This window comes from Bradyrhizobium sp. SZCCHNR2028 (genome assembly GCF_032380995.1).
GTDB lineage: Bacteria > Pseudomonadota > Alphaproteobacteria > Rhizobiales > Xanthobacteraceae > Bradyrhizobium.
The window spans coordinates 39,299-59,695 of record NZ_JAUHJF010000011.1; the positions used below are offsets into that span (position 1 = coordinate 39,299).

17 protein-coding genes are annotated in these 20,397 nt (G+C 65.8%); 10 read left to right on the plus strand and 7 right to left on the minus strand.

The window, feature by feature from the left end:
- Positions 1 to 4: 4 nt before the first annotated feature.
- From ilvD to QX121_RS18520, 5 genes are all read left to right on the plus strand, one after another.
- Positions 5 to 1,711 carry a dihydroxy-acid dehydratase gene (gene ilvD / locus QX121_RS18500; RefSeq protein ID WP_315812697.1) on the plus strand — a complete coding sequence of 569 codons (1,707 nt, stop codon included), beginning with the start codon at positions 5 to 7 and terminating at the stop codon, positions 1,709 to 1,711.
- A 288-nt stretch (positions 1,712 to 1,999) separates the two neighbouring features.
- Positions 2,000 to 2,845: an ABC transporter ATP-binding protein gene (locus QX121_RS18505; protein ID WP_315782577.1), complete on the plus strand. Its 846-nt coding sequence runs from the start codon at positions 2,000 to 2,002 to the stop codon at positions 2,843 to 2,845.
- Positions 2,842 to 3,618, plus strand: a complete 777-nt coding sequence (locus tag QX121_RS18510; protein ID WP_315812698.1) for an ABC transporter permease — start codon at positions 2,842 to 2,844, stop codon at positions 3,616 to 3,618. The genes QX121_RS18505 and QX121_RS18510 overlap by 4 nt, the downstream gene beginning before the upstream one ends.
- Positions 3,615 to 4,376: an ABC transporter permease gene (locus QX121_RS18515; protein WP_315812699.1), complete on the plus strand. Its 762-nt coding sequence runs from the start codon at positions 3,615 to 3,617 to the stop codon at positions 4,374 to 4,376. The genes QX121_RS18510 and QX121_RS18515 overlap by 4 nt, the downstream gene beginning before the upstream one ends.
- 31 nt (positions 4,377 to 4,407) lie before the next feature.
- Entirely contained in the window at positions 4,408 to 5,454 is a 1,047-nt protein-coding gene (locus QX121_RS18520; RefSeq protein ID WP_315812700.1) for a peptidase M29, read from the plus strand.
- 1,043 nt (positions 5,455 to 6,497) lie between these two features.
- Here the strand turns inward: QX121_RS18520 and QX121_RS18525 are convergent.
- From QX121_RS18525 to QX121_RS18545, 5 genes are read right to left on the minus strand one after another with little or no spacing between them, the layout of a single operon-like run.
- The gene (locus tag QX121_RS18525) at positions 6,498 to 7,484 is read right to left on the minus strand and encodes a 3-hydroxybutyryl-CoA dehydrogenase (protein WP_315812701.1); all 987 of its coding nucleotides are present in this window, start codon (positions 7,482 to 7,484) and stop codon (positions 6,498 to 6,500) included.
- Positions 7,481 to 8,575 carry an NAD/NADP octopine/nopaline dehydrogenase family protein gene (locus QX121_RS18530; protein ID WP_315812702.1) on the minus strand — a complete coding sequence of 365 codons (1,095 nt, stop codon included), beginning with the start codon at positions 8,573 to 8,575 and terminating at the stop codon, positions 7,481 to 7,483. The genes QX121_RS18525 and QX121_RS18530 overlap by 4 nt, the downstream gene beginning before the upstream one ends.
- Positions 8,576 to 8,594: 19 nt before the next feature.
- Positions 8,595 to 10,109 (minus strand): long-chain fatty acid--CoA ligase, encoded by a 1,515-nt coding sequence (locus QX121_RS18535; RefSeq protein WP_315812703.1) that lies wholly within the window; start codon positions 10,107 to 10,109, stop codon positions 8,595 to 8,597.
- A gap of 2 nt (positions 10,110 to 10,111) precedes the next feature.
- Complete coding sequence (locus QX121_RS18540; protein ID WP_315776321.1) at positions 10,112 to 11,398, minus strand: acyl-CoA dehydrogenase family protein; 1,287 nt, start codon at positions 11,396 to 11,398, stop codon at positions 10,112 to 10,114.
- On the minus strand, positions 11,398 to 12,225 hold the full coding sequence (locus tag QX121_RS18545; protein ID WP_315812704.1) for an alpha/beta hydrolase: 828 nt from the start codon (positions 12,223 to 12,225) through the stop codon (positions 11,398 to 11,400). The genes QX121_RS18540 and QX121_RS18545 overlap by 1 nt, the downstream gene beginning before the upstream one ends.
- 168 nt (positions 12,226 to 12,393) lie before the next feature.
- On the opposite strand from QX121_RS18545, the gene QX121_RS18550 reads away from it, so the two are divergent.
- From QX121_RS18550 to QX121_RS18565, 4 genes are all read left to right on the plus strand, one after another.
- Positions 12,394 to 13,155, plus strand: a complete 762-nt coding sequence (locus tag QX121_RS18550; protein WP_315812705.1) for an SDR family oxidoreductase — start codon at positions 12,394 to 12,396, stop codon at positions 13,153 to 13,155.
- A 42-nt stretch (positions 13,156 to 13,197) separates the two neighbouring features.
- Positions 13,198 to 14,034 carry an enoyl-CoA hydratase family protein gene (locus QX121_RS18555; RefSeq protein ID WP_315812706.1) on the plus strand — a complete coding sequence of 279 codons (837 nt, stop codon included), beginning with the start codon at positions 13,198 to 13,200 and terminating at the stop codon, positions 14,032 to 14,034.
- An 87-nt stretch (positions 14,035 to 14,121) separates the two neighbouring features.
- On the plus strand, positions 14,122 to 16,470 hold the full coding sequence (locus QX121_RS18560; protein WP_315812707.1) for a bifunctional salicylyl-CoA 5-hydroxylase/oxidoreductase: 2,349 nt from the start codon (positions 14,122 to 14,124) through the stop codon (positions 16,468 to 16,470).
- Positions 16,471 to 16,524: 54 nt separating this feature from the next.
- A complete protein-coding gene (locus QX121_RS18565) occupies positions 16,525 to 17,772 on the plus strand; it encodes a flavin-dependent oxidoreductase (protein ID WP_315812708.1) in 1,248 nt (415 codons plus the stop codon).
- 10 nt (positions 17,773 to 17,782) lie between these two features.
- Here the strand turns inward: QX121_RS18565 and QX121_RS18570 are convergent, their stop codons facing one another.
- Both QX121_RS18570 and QX121_RS18575 read right to left on the minus strand, forming a co-directional pair.
- Positions 17,783 to 18,241, minus strand: coding sequence for a cupin domain-containing protein (locus QX121_RS18570; protein WP_008963203.1), 459 nt, complete (start codon positions 18,239 to 18,241; stop codon positions 17,783 to 17,785).
- A 20-nt stretch (positions 18,242 to 18,261) separates the two neighbouring features.
- On the minus strand, positions 18,262 to 19,446 hold the full coding sequence (locus QX121_RS18575; protein ID WP_315812709.1) for an ABC transporter substrate-binding protein: 1,185 nt from the start codon (positions 19,444 to 19,446) through the stop codon (positions 18,262 to 18,264).
- A 305-nt stretch (positions 19,447 to 19,751) separates the two neighbouring features.
- Between QX121_RS18575 and QX121_RS18580 the strand changes: the two genes are divergently transcribed.
- A complete protein-coding gene (locus QX121_RS18580) occupies positions 19,752 to 20,246 on the plus strand; it encodes a MarR family transcriptional regulator (RefSeq protein WP_315741180.1) in 495 nt (164 codons plus the stop codon).
- Positions 20,247 to 20,397 lie beyond the last annotated feature (151 nt).

The window sequence follows — 20,397 nt, forward strand, 5'->3', positions numbered from 1 at the left end:
GTCGATGAGGAAGCTGCGATCGCGTGTGACGGTGGAAGGGCTCGATCGCGCTCCGCACCGGGCCTTCATGCGCGCGATGGGGCTGGACGATGCCGACATCGCCAAGCCGATGATCGGTGTCGTCAGCCAGAAGGGCGAGCAGACGCCCTGCAACATGACGCACGATTTCCAGGTCGATGCGGCGAAGACGGGCGTCTCCGAAGCCGGCGGCACGCCGCGGGAATTCGCCACCGTCTCGGTCTCCGACGGCATCAGCATGAACCATGAGGGGATGAAGTTCTCTCTGTTCTCGCGCGAGCTGATTGCCGACTCCATCGAGGCCGTGGTCCATGGCCTGGCCTATGACGCGCTGATCGGCTTCGGCGGCTGCGACAAGACCCTGCCCGGCGTCATGATGGGCATGGTCCGCTGCAACGTTCCGTCGATCTTCATCTATGGCGGCAGCGCGCTGCCCGGCAAGTACCGGGGCAGGACGCTCACGGTGCTCGACTCGTATGAAGCGGTCGGCAGCTACATGACCGGCGAGATCGATGCCGACACGCTCGAGGGCATCGAGCGGTCCTGCCTGCCGACGATCGGCGCCTGCGCCGGGCAGTTCACCGCCAACACCATGGGCATGCTGTCGGAGGCGATGGGCCTGTCGATGCCCAACGTCTCGATGATCCCCGGCGTCTATGCCGAGCGCGCGCACGTCGCGCGGCAGGCCGGACGCATGATCATGCAGATGCTCGCGCGTGGCGGCCCGCTGCCGCGCGACATCGTGACCCGGAAGGCGCTGGAGAACGGGGCGGCCATCGTCGCGGCTACCGGCGGCTCCACCAACGCCGCGCTGCATCTGCCGGCGATCGCCAATGAGGCCGGCATCCGCTTCACCCTCGACGATGTCGGTGAGGTGTTCGCGCGCACGCCGCTGATCGGCAATCTCAGGCCGGGCGGCAAGTACACGGCGAAGGACGTCTACGACATCGGCGGCGCCGCCGTGGTGATCCGCGCGCTGATCGAGAGCGGCCACATCGACGGCTCCTGCATCACTGTCACCGGCCGCACGCTGGCCGAGGAATATGGCTCGGCCAACCCGCCGGACGGCGAGATCGTGTTCAGCCCGGCCAAGCCGATCATGGCGGATGGCGGCGTGGCCGTCCTCAAGGGCAACCTCGCGCCCGACGGCGCCGTCATCAAGATTGCCGGCCTCAAGAACCTGGTGTTCGAGGGCCGTGCGCGGGTGTTCGAGGACGAGGAGGCCTGCGTCGCCGCGGTCCGCGCGCGCAGTTATCAGGCGGGCGAGGTGCTGATCATCCGCAATGAGGGTCCAGTCGGCGGTCCAGGGATGCGCGAGATGCTCGGCGTCACCGCGCTGATCTATGGCCAGGGCATGGGCGAGAAGGTCGCGCTGATCACCGACGGCCGCTTCTCCGGCGCCACCCGCGGCATGTGCATCGGCTATGTCTCGCCGGAAGCCTTCGTCGGCGGTCCGCTGGCGATGGTGCAAGACGGCGATCCGATCCGCATCGATGCCAAGGCGCGCACGCTCGATGTGCTGCTTGATGACGTTGAGCTGGCTTCGCGCCGCAAGCACTGGACGCAGCGGCCGCCGCGGCACCGCGCGGGAGCGCTGGCGAAGTATGCGAAATTGGTCGGGCAGGCGCCGCTCGGCGCCGTCACGCATGAGGGACCGGCCGAATGGCCCTGGTTCGATCAGGAGCAGCAATGAGCGGCGCGCGTGGGACGATTGGCAGAGTTCTTGCTAATCTTTCCAGGTCCCCGTCATTCCGGGGCAATCGTCGAGGCGCAGACGCGAAGCGGTTGCGCTTCGATGATTGAACCCGGAATCTCGAGCTTGTTGAGCATGACGCAAGGCAATCTCGAGATTCCGGGTTCAAGGCCTTTCGGCCTTGCCCCGGAATGACGGCGGATGTGGTTTAAAACGATCGTCTGCGGCAGTCTTCATGCCTGATATCACGGAGCCTCTAAGCGTGCTGCATCGGAAAGAGAAGCCGACATGGGCGTGACCCCGATCCGACCCGGCCAGCTCGCGGGCACTCCGCTCGGCCGCCGCGCGGCCACGCCGATCATCGAGATCGATCACGTGTCGCAGGTGTTCAAGACGTCGTCGCGCCGCGACCACACCGCGCTGTCGGACATTTCGCTTTCGGTCGGCGAGGGCGCCTTCGTCTCCATCCTCGGGCCCTCCGGCTGCGGCAAGTCGACCTTGCTCTACATCGTCGGTGGCTTCGTCAGCCCCACCAAAGGCACGGCGAAGATGAAGGGCAAGCCGATCACCGGTCCCGGCACCGATCGCGGCCCGGTGTTCCAGGAGTTCGCGCTGTTTCCCTGGAAGAGCGTGCTCGGCAACGTCATGTATGGTCCGCTGCAGCAGGGCAAGAAGCCGGCGAAGGCCGAGGCGCTCGCGCGGACTTTGCTCGCCATGGTCGGACTCACCGGCTTCGAGAAGTTCTATCCCAAGGAGCTGTCCGGCGGCATGAAGCAGCGCGTCGCGCTGGCGCGCACGCTGGCCTACGGGCCGGAGGTGCTGCTGATGGACGAGCCGTTCGGCGCGCTCGACGCGCATACGCGTACGCGGCTGCAGAACGACCTGCTCGACATCTGGGAGCGCGACCGCAAGACGGTGCTGTTCGTGACCCACTCGGTCGAGGAAGCCGTGTTCCTGTCCGACAAGGTCGTGATGATGTCGCGCTCGCCTGGCCGCATCCGCGAGGTGATCGACATCGACCTGCCGCGCCCTCGACGCCGCGAGGAGCTTCTGCTGGACCCGCGCTACCAGAAATACATCGTCGACATCGAGCGCATGTTCGACGATTCCGGTGACAACGAGCTGCCGTCATGAACGGCCTGTCGAAGCCGCTCGCGCCGGTGCTGGCTTGCTGCGGTCTGCTGCTGGCGTGGCAGCTCGCCTCGCTCGGACTGAAGAACGACAGCTTTCCGACCGCGCTGGAATCGCTGCGTGCGATCCCGCCGATCCTCACCGACAAGGAATCCCTGATCAACATCCTGGCCTCGCTGCGGCGGATGGCGATCGGCTTCGCGCTGGCGCTTGCGTTCTCGATTCCGCTCGGGTTGCTGATGGGGCGCAGCCGGTCGACCGCCGCCTTCTTCAACCCGCTGCTGATGCTGATCTACCCGGTGCCGAAGGCGGCGCTGATGCCGATCATCATGCTGTGGCTCGGCGTCGGAGACATCTCCAAGACGCTGGTGATCTTCCTCGGCGTCAGCCTTCCGGTGATCTACCACAGCTTCGAGGGCGCCAAGGCGGTCGAGGAGAAGATGCTGTGGTCGGGCGCGGCGATGGGACTCTCGGCCGGCGAGCGCCTGCTGCGCATTGTCCTGCCCGCGGCGCTTCCGGAGATCCTCACCGGCTGCCGCACTGGAATCGTGCTGGCGCTGATCACGATGGTGACGAGCGAGATGATCGCGCGGCAATCCGGCGCCGGCAACATCCTGTTCAACGCGCTCGACATGGGCCAGTACGACACGGTGTTCGCGATGATCATCATCATCGGCGCCATGGGCATCTGCCTCGATGCGGCGTTCGAGGTCGTCAGGCGCTGGCTGGTGCGCTGGTCCGAGCCGCAGTTCGACATGCCGCTGAGCTTCTCATGACGCGCACCTCCAACGACATCCTCCTTGGCGCCGCGCCGATCGTGCTGGTCCTGCTGCTGTGGCAGGGGCTGGTGTCGTTCGGCTATGCGCCGCCGACCCTGCTGCCGCCGCCGGGGCAGGTGTTTTTGCGGATGGGCCAGCAGCTCACCAGCGTCACCTTCCAGCAGGACATCGTGGCAACGCTGTTCCGGCTGTTCGCCGGCTTTGCGATCGCCGTGGTGCTCGGTGTTTCCCTTGGAATTGCCGCCGCGGTGAGCCCGCCTGTCAACGCCGCCGTCAAGCCGATCGTGCGCGTGCTGGCGCCGCTGCCGAAGGTCGCGCTCTATCCGGCGTTCCTGCTGCTGCTCGGCTTCGGCCACGAATCCAAGATCATGCTGGTGGCGGCGGACGCGCTGTTTCCGATCCTGCTGTCGACCTACTACGGCGCGACGACCGTCGAGCAGAAGCTGATCTGGTCGGCGCTCGCGGCCGGCACGCCGCCGCGCGACGTGCTGTGGAAGGTGGTGCTGCCGGCGGCGATGCCGTCGATCCTGACCGGCTGCCGCATCGGCCTCGTGATCTCTTGCATCGTCGTGTTCCTGGCCGAGATGATCACCTCGACCGACGGGCTCGGTCACGTGCTGGTGACCGCCGCGCGCACCTTCCAGGCTGTCGACATGTTCGTGCCGCTGATCACGATCTCGCTGCTGGGTCTCATTCTCAACGCCCTGCTGCAAGGCCTGCGCGCTTATCTGCTGCGCGGCTTTCCCTCAGTCTGATAACAACACAACGACAATCGGGAGAACGACCATGCTGGCGGATCGCATCGAGGCGAAATGGATCGACGCATTCTGCGAGATCTTCGAGCGCTGTGCCGTCAAGGCGGGTGACACCGCCGCGATCCTGTCGGAAACGCAGTCGCGCGCCCTCAACGTCCACCTCGCGGAGTTGGCGCTGTTGCGGATGGGGGCGCGTCCGTTCCATGTCGTGGTGCCGACCCCGCGCAACCGCCATCCGGTGCCGGTGCGCTCGACCGGTGCGTCGGAGGCGATCGGCAAGCTCGGGCCGGTGGTCTCAGCGCTGCAGCAGGCCGGCTTCGTCGTCGACTGCACCATCGAAGGCCTGATGCATGCGGTGGAGACGCCGGAGATCCTGAAGGCCGGCGCGCGCATCCTGGTGATCTCCAACGAACATCCCGAGGCGCTCGAGCGCATGGTGCCTGACTCTGCGCTCGAGAAGCGCGTGCGCGCCGCCGCCAAGATGCTGCGCGGCACCAAGCGGATGCGCGTGACCTCGAAGGCCGGCACCGATCTCGACGTGATCATGGAGGGCGCCTCGACCGTCGGCGTCTGGGGCTGGACCGACCGTCCCGGCACGCTGGCGCATTGGCCGGGCGGCATCGTCGTCAGCTTCCCCAGGAGCAAATCGGTCAACGGCACCATCGTGATGGCGCCCGGCGACATCAACCTCACCTTCAAGCGCTATCTCACGTCACCGGTGACGATGACCCTCTGCGACGACTACGTCACCGGGCTGGACGGCGAGGGTGCCGATGCCGCGATGATGCATTCCTATCTCGCCTCCTGGGGCGACCGCGAGGCCTATGCGGTGTCGCATGTCGGCTGGGGCATGAACCCCGGCGCGCGCTACGAGGCGCTGACCATGTACGACCAGCGCGACACCAACGGCACCGAGTTGCGCGCCGTCCCCGGCAATTTCCTGTTCTCCACCGGCGCCAACGAATTCGCCGGCCGCTACACGGCTGGCCATTTCGACCTGCCGATGATGGGCACCACGATCGAGCTGGACGGTGTGGCCGTGATCAAGGAGGGCGTGCTGCAGGACGTGTTCGGATAGTTCTCGTTGTGGCTCGCGAGCACGCGCCCAGCGGGCAGTGTACTCCCCTCTCCCTTGCGGGGAGGGGAGCGCACCGTCACCGTGGTGGGTAGATCGCCCTAAATGGCGAAGCGTCCGCGATGAGCAACGGAAGATGCCCGGGGCGTATTCCGAAAAAAATAATTTACTTGCTATTTTTCGGAATTCATGGTTCTCTCTCGCCATCCCGCCTCACTGCGGAGGGGCGTTGCGCGCGATCGTCACGACACGCGAGGCGGGGAGCGATGGCCGCGAGAGATCGCAGCGTCCTCTCATGAGAGCGCGGACGAACGATCGATTGCGGACGTGAAGTCGCAGCGTCCTGACACCCCGAAGCTGGTGTCCAGCGCAATGCGCCTAAAGCGCATTGTTGCCATGGTGGCCAACAAGCCCGGCGCACCAGGGAGACTGCGTATAAGCGTGAAGACCGTCGCGCAGGGAAGGCCGGGTGTTTCCGGCTGCACCTGTGGTACCTGCCGCCTGCATTCTTTTTCGCAGGCGGGCCGCAGGCGTCAGCCGACGCCTGGCCTTCCCTGCGCCCTCTGCATTTGAAGAGGGACGAACTGATCGCAACGCTCGGGCGCAAATGCGCCGCGAGAACGAGACGTCATGCCGCCCGCTGTTTGACCCGTGTATCCGATCCCCCCACCATTGTCGTCCTGGGCAAGCCGTGACGCGCAAAGCGCATCGCGGCACCGACCCGGGATCCATACTCCGCGGCAGTCATTGTTTTGCGAGATGGTCGACGCGCGTCCCAAACTCCTCCCTGGGGTTATGGGTCCCGGCGCTCGCCGGGACGACGGCGGAGTTTGTTGATGCAGTTGCAGTTGATACCCGCAAAGGGCCGGCAGCGACGCCGCTGTAGGGTGGGCAAAGCAGCCGCCCGCAGGGCGGTTGCGTGCCCACCGTGCATCCAGGCATGCGGAGCGACATGGTGGGCACGGCGCGCGATGGAGCGCAGCATGAGGCGCGCAGTGTCGCCTGCGCGCCTTTGCCCACCCTACGGCCCGGCGATACGCGTTGCCTCAATCCACCACAGGCGGCCGGGCGAGCTTGAAATGCCGCAGCATGTCGACCAGCGCGCCGAGCCGCTGCTCGCGATAGGCTGCGACATCCATACCGGAATAATCGAGGAATCCGGCGCCGGTGCGCAGGCCGATGCGGCCCTCCGCCATGTTGCGCTCGATCACCTCGGGCGCGCGATAGCGGTCGCTGTGGAGCGCGCCTTCGAGGTAGCGGCTGGCGTAGTAGAGGATGTCGCCGCCGCCCCAGTCGATGAATTCGAGCAGGCCGAGCACGGCGTAGCGGAAGCCGAAGCCGTAGCGGATCGCCTTGTCGATCTCCTCGGCGCTGGCGACCCCTTCGCCGACCATGCGCGCCGCCTCATTCATGGCGAGCGCCTGGATGCGCGGCACGATGAAGCCCGGCGTGGCCGCGCAGACCACCGGCACCTTGCCGATGCCTTCGAGCAGCGCCTTCAGCCGCGCCGTGACATCGGGATCCGTCGCCTGGCCCGGCGAGATCTCGACCAGCGGGATCAGATAGGCCGGGTTGAGCCAGTGCGCATTCAGGAAGCGCTCAGGGCGCTCCACCGCACCGGAGAGATCGTTGACCAGGATCGTCGAGGTCGTCGAGGCGATGATCACGTCGGGCGCGACCGCGCGCGACGCTGCCCCGAGCACCTCGCGCTTGAGGTCCACGATCTCCGGCACGCCTTCGAACACCAGCGTCGTCCGCGCCAGCACATCGCTGCTCGCGCTGGCCGGCGCGACGGCGATATTGCCCATCAGCTTTTCGGCATCGGCGGCTTGCAGCATCCCGAGCCGCGCCAAGGTCGCGAACGTCGCGCCGACCTCGCCGAGCGCGTCGCGCTCGAGCCCGGCGAACTCCTCCGGCGTGCGCGGTTTGACGTCGATCATCGTCACGGGATGGCCGGCATAGGCGAAGGCCACGGCGATGCCGCGGCCCATGCGGCCGGCGCCGAGGCAGGCGATATGACCGCGCGCGCTCATTGAGCAAATCCATCACGCAGCAGCGCCTGCAGCGCGGTCCGGTCGAGACCACCAAGGCCGAGGCGGGCGAGCGTGCGCCCCGTTGCCACGAAATCCTCGCCGCAGATCGCACCGCCGATGGCCAGGAAGGCGCGGGCGAGCGGCGTCGGCGTGCCGCTCAGCTCGGCGGCCGAGATCAGGAACGACAGGCCGAGCCTGAGATCCTCGCGCATGTAGCGGTGCTGCGTCAGCACGAGCTGCTCGCGCCAATCGCCGGAATCGGTGAGCCGGTCGTGCGAGCCGCGGCCGTACATCCAGATCTCGCCCTCCTTGGCGTAGTGATGCGCCAGCGGAAAATGCGGCGCGCCGTAGCCGAGCGCTTCGCGCACCGCAATCCGCTCCGCATCGAGCGCATCGGTGACGCGGCGGATCGAAGGTTGCGTGCCCTCCTTGTGGATGTCCCAGCGCTCGAAATGCTCGATCGGACCTGCATTCATCACGATCAGCGGCGGATGGATGATGCAGCCGGCATTCATCAGCGCGCCCGACAGCGCGTCACCACAGGGCTCGATCACGCCGGGGAAGGCGCGGCCGATCACAGCTAGTGCATGCTCGGCCGTCTTCGAAGGAAACACGCCGACCGGGAGCCGCTTGGCCCGGATGGTGATCGCGACCTCGAACGGGCCGTGCTTGCGCGTCAGCCAGGGCAGCGTGCCGGTCTCGGCGTAGCTGACGTTGGCTTCATTGCCGGCATCACGCGCGGCCGCCGCGAAGATCATCGTGCCGAAGGTCGCCGGCGGCAGGAATACGACCTGACCGTCGACGAGATGCGGCGCAAGTTGGTGCGCGATGGCTGCCTGCGCGAAGGCCGGTGCCGGGCAGAGGATCAGCTCGGCGCCATAGACGGCCTCGCCGATATCCGTCGTGACCAGCGCCAGCCTGGCCTCATGCCGGCCATTGACGTCCTTGACGATGATCGACGAGCCCGCCATTTGATGCTGCGCGACAGCGTCCGCATCGCGGCGCCACAGACGGACCTCGTGACCTCCGAGCGCGAAATCGCCTGCCGCCGCAAAGGAGCCATTGCCGCCGCCGAGCACTGCAATTTTCAAGAGCGCGTCTCCATGCCGATCATTTGGGGCCATCGATCTGGCGCAGCAGATGGTGCTGCACCTTGCCGAGCGCAGTGCGCGGCAGGTCGTCGACGAACACGATGTCGCGCGGCACCTTGAAGCGCGCGAGCTGCGACTGCAGATGCGCCCGCAAGGTCTCCGCGTCGAGCGCACAACCCTGGCGCTTGACCACGAAGGCGACGGGCACTTCGTCCCAGCGCGGATCGGGCCGGCCGATCACGCCGCATTCGACGACGTCGGGATGCTCGCCGAGCACGCGCTCGATCTCGGCTGGGTAGACGTTTTCGCCGCCGGAGATGATCATGTTGTTCTTGCGCTCGAGCACGAAGAAGTACCCCTCGGCATCGCGCTGGGCGATGTCGCCGGTGCGGTACCAGCCGTCATGGATCGCCTGCTGCGTGGCTTTGGCGTTGCCCCAATATTCGAAGAACAGATTGGGCCCGCGCACGGCGATCTCGCCCGCTTTGCCCGCCGAAAGCTCGTCGCCGTCCTTGTCGATGATCTTGGCTTCGCAGCACAGCCCGGGCAGGCCGGTCGAGCCTGCGCGCGAGAGGTCGCCGCCGAGCCGTGTGTAGATCGCGATCGGGCAGGTCTCGGTCGAGCCATAGACCTGCAGCACCGGCACGCCGCGTGCGGTGATGCGTTCGATCAGCGCCGGCGGCACGATGCTCGATCCGGTCGCAACAGCCCTGAGCGAGGACAGGTCCGTCGCATTCCAATCGGGATGCTCGGTGACGGCCTGGATGGTTGCCGGCACCAGCACGGTCAACGTCGGCCGTTCGTTGACGATCGCCGCCAGTGTCGAATCCGGCGTGAAGCGGGCGTGCAGCGTAACGGTGGCGCCGTGATGCAGCGCCGGCGTAGTCTGGATGTTGAGGCCGCCGACGTGGAACAGCGGCAGCACCGTCAGCACGTGATCGTCGGAGGTGAGGCCATGCATGTGCTGGCTCATCACCCCATTCCACAGCAACGCCTCCTGGCGCAGCACCGCGCCCTTCGGCCGGCCCGTGGTGCCCGAGGTGTAGACGATCAGCAGCGGGCAGGAGAGGTCGATGTGCGGGTTGCGATCATCGCCGTGACCGCGGCCCAGCAGATCGTCGATCTGCAATCCGCTCGACGGCGCAAAGTCGATGCCGACCGGCACGGTCTCCGGATGGCTCTCGGCGAGCGCCGGCAGCACCGACGCAAAGGCCTGCTCCAGCACCAGCACCTTGGCGGCAGCATCCGAGAGAATGAAGACCTGCTCGGCCACCGCCAGCCGCCAGTTCAGCGGCACCAGGATCGCGCCGAGTCGCGCACAGGCATAGAGCAAGACCAGATAGTCCGGCCGGTTGAGGCTCAAAATCGCGACGCGGTCGCCGCGTCCGACGCTGAACTCGGATTTCAGCGCCCGCGCTGTCCGCGCTATGCGCTCGCTGAAATCGGCATAGCTCAGCGGCCTGCCTTCGAAGTGGATCGCCGGCTTGTCCGGCGTGAACGCCGCGTTGCGCTCGATCAGGCTGCAGAGGTCCACGCTCAGTCGTCCGTCTCGCCGGGCTCGTACAGTGCCTCGCGGCCGATGCGGTCGAGGCACAATTCCGCGGTCCAGGGCAGCATCAGGGAGCCGCAGCGGCTGTCGCGATAGATGCGCTCCAGCGGCAGCGTCTTCAGCATCGATTGTCCGCCGCATGTGCGGATGGCGAGCGCCGCCAGATCATTGGCGCCCTCCATCACCGAGTACTGCGCCGCATAGGCGCGCAGCACCTGCTCCTTGCTCGGATTGGCTCGCGCCTCGGTGACGGCCTGGAACCAGATTCCCTTGATCTGCTCCAGCTTGATCTGCATCTGCGCGACCGCGATCTGCTTGGTCGGGTACATCCGCCGCTTGACCGGCGGCATGCCCGGCACCTCGCCGCGCAGATATCTGACGGTGAAGTCATACGCAGCCTGCGCAAGCCCCATATAGGTCGGCGACAACGTCATGAACATGTGCGGCCAGCGCATCGCCGCCTGGAAATAGACGCCGCGCGGCATCAAGGCGGCGTCCTCCTCGACGAAGACATCCTTGAAAAGCAGCGTGCGTGACACCGTGCCGCGCATGCCCAGCGGATCCCAGTCGCCGACGACAGAGACGCCCTCCGTTTTCGCCGGCACCGCGAGATAGAGCGTGTTGCGGCGGGACGCCTTCTCGCCCTCGCTGACCTCGGTGCATAGCACACCATAATAGTCCGCGTGTCCGGCGAGCGAGGCGAAGATCTTCTTGCCGTTGACCAGCCAGCCGCCCTTGACCGGCTTGGCCTCAGTACCGAACGCGACGCCGCCCGCTGCCGCCGCGCCACCCTCCGAGAAGGGCTGCGAATAGATCGCGCCGTCGTCGACGATGCGCTTGTAGTGGATCGCGCGCCGCCGCTCGTGCTCGGCGCGGACGTCCTCGTCCATGTCGAGATCGTCGGCGAGCGGTCCGGACCATAAGGTCGAGCAAACGTGCATGTTCCAGGTCAGCGCCGTGGCGCCGCAATAGCGACCGATCTCGGCGGCGGTGAGTGCGTAGGTCTGGTAGCCCGCACCGAGGCCGCCGAGAGCCTTGGGAACGGAGATGCCGAGCAGGCCCGCGCGATGCAGGTCCTTGTAGTTCTCAGTCGGAAAGCTCGCCTCGCGATCCCAGGTCGCGGCGCGGCCCGCCAGCACGCTCTGCCCGAGTTCCCGGGCCCGTGTGATGATGTCGGCCTGCTCGGCCGTGAGCCGATATGCGGCCGGATCGAACATCGGCGCATCGAGGGCTTCGCCGGAGGCCATCGCCGTCTTCTGGACCGGGATCGTCATCATCTCTCCGCTGTCGCTGGTGTTGCATGTGTCGTCAGGAACGTATCGAGTGCGGCGTTGAACTCGCCGGGCCGTTCGAGATTGACGAGATGGCCGGCGCCCTGAAGTTCGACGTAGTCCGACGAGGGAATGAAGCTCGCCATCTTCTCCATCATCGGCGCCGGCGCGTTGCGATCCTTCGAGCCCGAGAGCACCAGCGTCGGCACCTTGATGTCCTTCAAGGCTTGTCGCCGGTCGAAACCGAGTAGGGCCAGCATGCTGGCGCGATAGCTTGCCTCGGGTACGCCGGCCATGCAGGAGGTTGCAATTTCAAGGCCATGCGGATCGGGATCGTCGCCGACCAACTCCTTGACCAGGTCCGGCGCCAGCGACGCCATCGTCGCGCCCCGATCGAGCGGTCCGAGACGTGCCTCGATGAACGACTTCTGCCAGTCGCCGTCGGCCTTGCCGAAGGCCGGGCTGGTCTGAGCCAACACCACGGCCGACGCGGCATGCGGATGCGTCGTCAACCATTCCTGTACGATCATCCCGCCGATGGAATGACCAACGAGGATCGGCTGCTTGGCGCCGATCTGGCTCAGGAAATCTTGAAGCGCAGCGGCGAGCGTGGTGATGCTGGCCGTCTCGAGCCGGGCGGATTGGCCATAGCCTGGCATGTCCCAGGCCACCGCATGGCGGCGCTCGCCGAAATAGTCGAGCTGACCGCGCCAGGCGCGTGCCGCGCCGCCGATGCCGTGCAGGAACACCACGGTCTGCCGCTCGGGCGCCCCCGATGCCTCGTAGCCGAAGCGGCCGTCCTTCGTGGTGGTGATTTGCGACGCAGGCACGCAGACCTCCGAGATATGCCTGATACCGCTACGCTGCTCGCTCCAGGCCCTTGAACGCTAGTCGCGGCAACCGGGGTGTCAAGGCGCTTCGGGCGTGTTGTTGCAAAAATTTGAAGTTTAAAATAACTTCGAGGCCGCGATCGTATTGCAAGAGATGAGGAGGCGCGCGTGTCGGGATTGCCTGCAGCTGCGCATGCGATGGTGACGGGCGGCGGACGCGGCATCGGCCGCGAGATCGCGCAAGCCCTGAAGCTTGCCGGCGCAACCGTGACGATCGTCGGGCGCAACGGCGCAACGCTCGATGAGGCGATCGCAGCCGGCTGCGCCGATTACGCCGCCATTGCCGATGTTGCCGATCAGGCCGCGATGAACGCGGCCGTTGCCGCCGCTGTTGCGCGCCAGCCGATCGACATCCTGATTGCCAATGCCGGAAGTGCCGAGTCCGCCCCGTTCCTGAAATCGGATGCCGCGCTGTTCCGTCGTATGATCGACATCAATTTCATGGGTGTCGTGCATGCCGTGCAGGCAGTGCTGCCGGCGATGAGGGCAAAGTCCTATGGCCGCGTCGTTGCGGTCGCGTCCACGGCAGGGCTCAAGGGCTATCCTTACGTCAGCGCCTACACCGCAGCGAAGCATGCCGTCGTCGGCCTGACGCGCTCGCTCGCGCTGGAGCTGGCTGCGACGCGCGTGACAGTCAACGCAGTCTGCCCAGGCTTCACCGATACGGATCTCGTCGCCGACAGCGTGGACAACATCATGAAGAAGACCGGCCGCAGCCGGGAGCAGGCGATCGCCGAGCTTGCCAAGCATAATCCGCAGGGGCGGCTCATCATGCCGCAGGAAGTTGCTGATACCGTGCTGTGGCTATGCGGCAGCGGTGCCGGTGCGATCACGGGACAGGCGATCGCTGTGGCCGGCGGCGAGGTGTAGACCGTAACGCCCAACGATAAGATTTGAAGGAAGGAAGCTGACATGTCGAGACACGCCAATCCCGTCACCGTGCCGTTGGCGGACTACAAGCCCAGCCATTTCCTGCTCGCGGTCAAGGATCGCGTCGCGACCGTGACGTTGAACCGGCCCGAGCGCAAGAACCCGCTGACCTTCGAGAGTTATCGCGAACTGACCGACTTCTTCCGGGCCTGCGCGTTCGACGATGACGTCAAGGCGATCGTCGTGGCCGGTGCAGGCGGCAATTTCTCGTCCGGCGGCGACGTGTTCGAGATCATCGGTCCGCTGGTGAAGATGGACACCAAGGGTCTGACCGCCTTCACCCGGATGACCGGCGATCTCGTCAAGGCGATGCGGGCCTGTCCGCAGCCGATCGTCGCGGCGGTCGAAGGAATCTGTGCAGGCGCTGGCGCGATCGTTGCGATGGCCTCCGATATCAGGCTGGCTGCAACCGGTGCCAAGGTCGCGTTCCTGTTCAACAAGGTCGGCCTTGCCGGTTGCGACATGGGGGCCTGCGCGATCCTGCCGCGCATCATCGGTCAGTCCCGCGCGTCCGAACTGCTCTACACCGGCCGCTTCATGAGTGCCGACGAGGGCGAGCGCTGGGGCTTCTTCAGCCGCATCGTCGCCCCCGCCGACGTGCTGGCGCAGGCCGTGGTGTTGGCAACCGAGATCGCGAACGGCCCGACTTTCGCCAACACGATGACCAAGCGCATGCTGGCGATGGAATGGGCGATGTCGGTCGAGGAGGCGATCGAAGCCGAGGCAGTTGCCCAGGCCTTGTGCATGACGACGGAGGATTTCAACCGCGCCTTCGAGGCCTTCGCGGCCAAGTCGAAGCCGGTCTTCCAGGGCAATTGACAAGCGGAGGGAACCGAAGGGGCTTGCCAGGAGATATTTTAGGGTTAAAATAATTTTCATTGGCTCGGCTCTCCAGTGGAGGCGCTCATGAAGATCGCGATCATCGGCGGCGGACCTGCCGGTCTCTATGCGGCGATATTGCTCAAGAAGCAGCGGCCCAGCGCCGACATCGCGGTCTACGAGCGCAACCGCGCCGACGACACGTTCGGATTCGGCGTGGTGTTCTCCGATGCCACGCTCGACAATTTCGAGAAGCATGACCTGCCGAGCTACCAGCGGATCACCCAGGAATTCGCCTACTGGGATGATATTGCCGTGCATTTCCGCGGCACGGTCCACCGGGTCGGCGGCAATGGTTTCTGCGGCTGCTCGCGCCGCACGCTGCTGCGAATCCTGCAGGAGCGAGCGCGCGAGCTGGGCGTGACCCTGCAGTTCGAGGTCGACCTCGAGGACGAGTCGCAATTCGCTGATGCGGATCTCCTGATCCTGTCTGACGGCATCAACAGCCGCTTCCGCCAGAAATACGTCGATCACTTCCAGCCCGAGGTCGATCTGCGCGCCAACAAGTTCGCGTGGATGGGATCGACCAAGCCGCTCGACGCCTTCACCTTCATCTTCCAGGAGACGGAGTGGGGCCCGTTCATCGCGCACGCCTATCAGTACGAGACGGGCCATTCGACCTGGATCTTCGAGACCGATCCAGAGACCTTCGAGCGGGCCGGCCTGACCGGGCTCGATGAGCGGCAATCCGCCGACCGCATGAAGGAGATCTTCGGCTGGTTCCTCGGTGATCATCCGCTGCTGATCAACCGCTCGATGTGGCGCAACTTCCCGATGATCCGCAACAAGCGCTGGGTCAAGGACAACATGGTGCTGCTCGGCGACGCCAAGTCGACCGCGCATTTCTCGATCGGCTCGGGCACCAAGCTCGCGATGGAAGACGCGATCGCGTTGGCTGACGCCATGCAGCGCGCGCCCAGTATTCCGGCCGCACTGGATCTTTATGAGCATGGCCGCCGCGAGGAGGTCGAGAAGACGCAGCATGCCGCCGACGTGTCGCTGGTCTGGTTCGAGCACGTCGACCGCTTCTGGGATTTCGATCCGGTGCAGTTCGCGTTCGGCGTGATGACGCGCTCGAAGGCGATCACCTACGACAATCTCACCTTGCGCGCGCCGGATTTCGTGGCCGAGGTCGACAAGGCGTTCGCGCGGCAGGTTCGCGCGAAGGGCTTCGACGTCGACGTCGAGAATCCGGTCGCGCCGATGTTCCAGCCGCTCAAGCTGCGCGAGATGACGATCGCAAATCGCGCGGTGCTGTCGCCGATGTGCATGTACTCGGCGGCGGAGGGTGTGCCCGGCGATTTCCATCTCGTGCACTATGGCTCGCGCGCGATCGGCGGCGCCGGTCTGCTGTTCACCGAGATGACCTGCGTCAGCCGCGAGGCCCGCATCACGCCCGGCTGCGCCGGTCTGTGGAACGACGCGCAGGAGGCCGCCTGGAAGCGCATCGTCGATTTCGTTCACGCCAACTCGCAAGCCAAGTTCGCGCTGCAACTTGGCCATGCCGGACGCAAGGGCGCGACCAAGCTGATGTGGGACGGCATGGACCGGCCATTGGAGCAGGGCGGCTGGGACATCGTGTCGGCGTCGCCGCTGCCGTACTTCCCTGACAGCCAGGTGCCACGCGAGCTCGACCGCGCGGCGATGGACGCGATCAAGGCCGATTTCGTCGCCGCGGCCGAGCGTGGCGAGCGCTGCGGCTTCGACATGCTCGAGCTGCACTGCGCCCACGGCTATCTGCTGGCGAGCTTCATCTCGCCGTTGACCAACAAGCGGACCGACGCGTATGGCGGCGCGCTGGAGAACCGGCTGCGCTTCCCGCTGGAAGTGTTTGCCGCGATGCGCGCGGCGTGGCCGGCGCACAAGCCGATGTCGGTGCGCATCTCGGCCACCGACTGGGCCGAGGGCGGCGTCGCTGGTGACGACGCGGTGCTGATCGCCCGCGCCTTCGGCGAAGCGGGCGTCGATCTCGTCGACGTCTCGACCGGTCAGACGGTGCGCGAGGCCAAGCCGATCTACGGCCGCATGTTCCAGACGCCATTCTCCGATCAGGTCCGCAACGAGGCCCATGTCGCCACCATGTGCGTCGGCAACATCACCTCGGCCGATCAGGTCAACACCATCCTCGCCGCCGGCCGCGCCGATCTCGTCGCGCTCGGCCGTCCGCATCTGGTCGATCCCGCCTTCACCACGAGGGCCGCGGCCTGGTATGGCGCCGACATGTTCTGTCCGCCGCAATATCTGCCGGGCAAAGAGCAGATCGTCCGCAACAGCGTGCGGGATCGGCAGGATTTCGAGGAGCTGAAGATTAAGGCTAAGCCGAAAACGCGGGCGGAGCTGAAGGCCGAGGCGTCGAAGCCGCTTGCGGCGGAGTGAGCCTCCATGCCACGCTGGGGCTCGATACGTCTGGTGCGAGTGGAGTAGGGCGCGATGAAGGCGATCATCGTTGGTGGCGGTATCGGTGGATTGACCACGGCGCTGATGCTGCGGGCGCGCGGCATCGATTGCGAGCTGTTCGAGCAGGCGGATGCGATCCGCGAGCTCGGCGTCGGCATCAACACCCTGCCGCATGCGATCCGCGAGCTCGCCCAGCTCGGGCTGCTGGACCGGCTCGACGAAGTCGCCATCCGGACCTATGAGCTGTTCTACTTGACTCGGCGCGGCCAGGAGGTCTGGCACGAGACCCGCGGGCTCGACGCCGGCCATGACGTGCCGCAATTCTCGATCCACCGCGGCCGGCTGCAGAGCGTGATCCACCAGGCCGTGGTGGAGCGGCTCGGGCCGGAGAAGGTCCACACCGGCTGCCGGCTCGGCGCCTTCACCCAGGACGAGGGTGGGGTCACCGCCTATTTCTTCGATCGCACCGGGTCTCATGTCCACACCGTCCGTGGCGACGTGCTGATCGGCGCCGACGGCATCCATTCTAAGGTCCGGCAGACGCTGTTCCCCAACGAGGGCGCGCCGTGCTGGAACGGCCTGATGCTGTGGCGCGGCGCCACCGACTGGCCGGTGTTTTTGACCGGGCGGTCGATGATCATCGCCGGCGGCCTGAACGCCAAGGCGGTGATCTATCCGATCGCCGAGGGCTCGAGCCCCGCCACCCGCCTCACCAACTGGGCCGTGCTGGTGCGCATCGGCGATGCCAACACCGCGCCGCCGCGGCGTGAGGACTGGTCGCGGCTCGGCAAGACGGACGAGCTGATGCCGCATGTCAACGGCTTCTCCATTCCCCAGGTCGACTTCGCCGCCATGGTGCGGGCGACGCCGGAGTTCTGGGAGTACCCCTGCTGCGACCGCGATCCGCTGCCGACCTGGTCGAGCGGCCGCGTCACCTTGTTAGGCGATGCCGCGCATCCGATGTACCCGGTCGGCTCCAACGGCGCCTCGCAGGCCATTCTCGATGCCCGCGCGCTCGCCGATGCCTTGGCCCGCTCCGAGCATCCGCGCCAGGCGCTGATGGCCTATGAGCAGAAGCGGCTGCCGATGACCGCCGAGATCGTTGCCTCGAACCGCCGCGGCGGCCCCGAGGGCGTCATCGATGCCGTCGAGCAGCTTGCGCCGCAGGGCTTCACCGATATCAACACCATCCTGAACTACGAGGCCCGCGAGGGCATCGTGCGCGGCTATGCCAGCCGGGCCGGCTTTGCCGCGCGGATGGTCACGCGGCAAGCCTCGTAGCATCAGATCCTCACGCCCCCGGAGGCGGGGGCAGGAAGTGGATGTTGTGCTCGGCGGCGAGCTTGACCACGTCGTCGGGGTTCTGCTCGCGCATGTTGTGGATCGCCCAGAACAGCTCGTAGAGCCGCCGCGTTGGCGACACCCAGAACAGCGTCTTGGCCGTCTGCTGCGACTTGTTGAAGATGCCGTGCGGCTTGCCCATCGGCAGCCGCACCGTGTCGCCGGCGGTGGCGTATTCCTCGGCGCCGTCGAGGAAGAAGTCGAGCCGGCCTTCGAGGATGTAGAGATATTCGTCCTGGTCGGGATGGATGTGCGGCGGCACGAAGGTGCCGACCGGGAACGTCGCATGCCAGGAGAAGCTGTGCTCGGTGCGGTTCTTCGGCACATAGATCTGGCCGAGGATGTTCCAGGAGATGCCCTGGATGCCCTCATTGGCCCGGGTGATGCCGGCGATTTCCGGATGGCTCATGTTGGTTTCGCTCCGTGTTTTTACTTGGCCGCACAGTCCTTGGCGTAGCGGTCGGCGTAGTTCTCGAACACCTTCTGCACGATCTCGGTCTGGAACTTGCCGTCCGGACGCTTGGCGACCTTGGTTAGATAGAAGTCCTGGATCGGGTAGCCGTTGGTGTTGAATTTGAAGTTGCCGCGCAGCGAGGCGAAATCGGCCTTCTTCAGCGCCGCGGCCACGGCATCCTTGTTGCTGAGGTCGCCGCCGACCGCCTTCACGGCGCTGTCGATCAGCAGCGCGGCGTCATAGGCCTGCATGGCGTAGGTGCCGGGCACGCTGTTGTAGGCGGCCTCGTAACCGGCGACGAACTTCTTGCTCTGCGGATTGTCGAAATTCGGTGCCCAGTTGGCGCCGCCGAACATTCCGACCGCGGCATCCTGCTGCGCAGGGAGCGTGGACTCGTCGACGGTGAAGGCGGAGAGCACCGGGACGCTGTCGGCAAGGCCCGCCTGCTTGAATTGCTTGACGAGGTTCACGCCCATGCCGCCCGGCATGAAGGTGAACACGGCGTCCGGCTTTTGCGAGGAGATCTTGGACAGCTCGGGCTGGAAGTCGAGCGTGTTGAGCGGAACGTAGGACTCTTCGACGATCTCGCCCTTGTAGTCGAGCTTGAAGCCGGCGACGCTATCGCGCCCGGCCTGATAGTTCGGCACCAGCAGATACATCTTCTTGTAGCCGCGGTCCTGTGCGACCTTGCCGAGAACCGCGTGCACCTGGTCGTTCTGGTACGACGTCACATAGAAATACGGGCTGCACTCCTTGCCAGCGTAGCTCGACGGACCGGCATTCGGGCTGATCAGGAAGGTCTTGTTCTCCGTGATCGGGCGGTGGATCGCCTGCAGCATGTTGGAGAAGATCGGGCCGACGACGAAGTCGACCTTGTCGCGCTCGAGCAGGCCCTTGGCCTTGGTGATCGCGGCGTCCGGCTTCAGCTCGTCGTCGGCGACGACCACCTCGACGTCCTTGCCGCCCATCTTGCCGCCGAGGTCCTTGATCGCGAGATTGAAGCCGTCGCGGACCTGCCCGCCGAGCGCGGCGGCCGGCCCCGAAAGGGTGACGATGACGCCGATCTTGATCTTGTCGGCGGCCAGCGTCGGCTGCGCCAGCAGGCACGCGACGACGCCAAGTCCAGCGCCGAGACTGACCAGCTTCGAACTCACTTTCATGACAACTCCCCCGGATGCGGAAATTCAGGTTTATGTTTTTTGCACCTGACCAGATGATGCGTCAGACCGCAGCTTGGTCTCAAGCCTAGTCCGATGACGCCCTTACCCGCAAGCGAGCTGCCTGCGGTGAACGGCGGTTTCGGCTGCATGCAAGCAGCGCGCCAATTGCTTGAAGGTTAAAGGAATTACCGTCCTTCCTCCTCTGCCACAGGGGACGGTACGTTTTTCCTTGCTCCCGGAAGGTCCTGAAGGTCAAACTCGCGAGCCTCGCTGGACGAGGCTGAACGTGCCCAAGTGATTCCGTCATGACGCTTGATTCCGAGACCAAGGCCGTCGAGCTGCCCGAGGACCATGCCGAGGAGCTGCGGCTGTGGCTGCGCCTGCTCACCTGCACGACCCTGATCGAGGGCGAGATCCGCAGCCGGCTGCGCGAGCGCTTCGACGTGACCCTGCCGCGTTTCGACCTGATGGCGCAGCTCGACAAGGCGCCTGATGGCATGACCCTGTCCGATGTCTCCAAGCGCATGATGGTTTCGAATGGAAACGTGACCGGGCTGGTCGAGCGCCTGGTCGAATCCGGCCATCTCGATCGCCGCACTTCGGAGACCGATCGTCGGGTTCAGGTGATCCGCCTGACCAAGCTCGGCCGCGCCGAATTCCGCAAGATGGCGGCCGAGCACGAGACCTGGATCGCGGACATCTTCGGCGATCTCACGGAGAAGGACGTGCGTGAGCTGATGCGGCTGCTCGCCAAGACCAAGGGATCGGCGCAGAAAGCCGTGCAGCGCCGGCAGGATTGACGCGAGCCTGACAGGACGTCGCAGGCGGCGCTGCTGCGCGCGGCAAACGCTCAAACAATTTGCTGGCAGTGCACAATCTTCGGCTCTTGCGTCCAGATGTTTTAAGTCTAAAATGTTTAGGACTGAAACGTACCGGGCGTCTTTCCTTTCA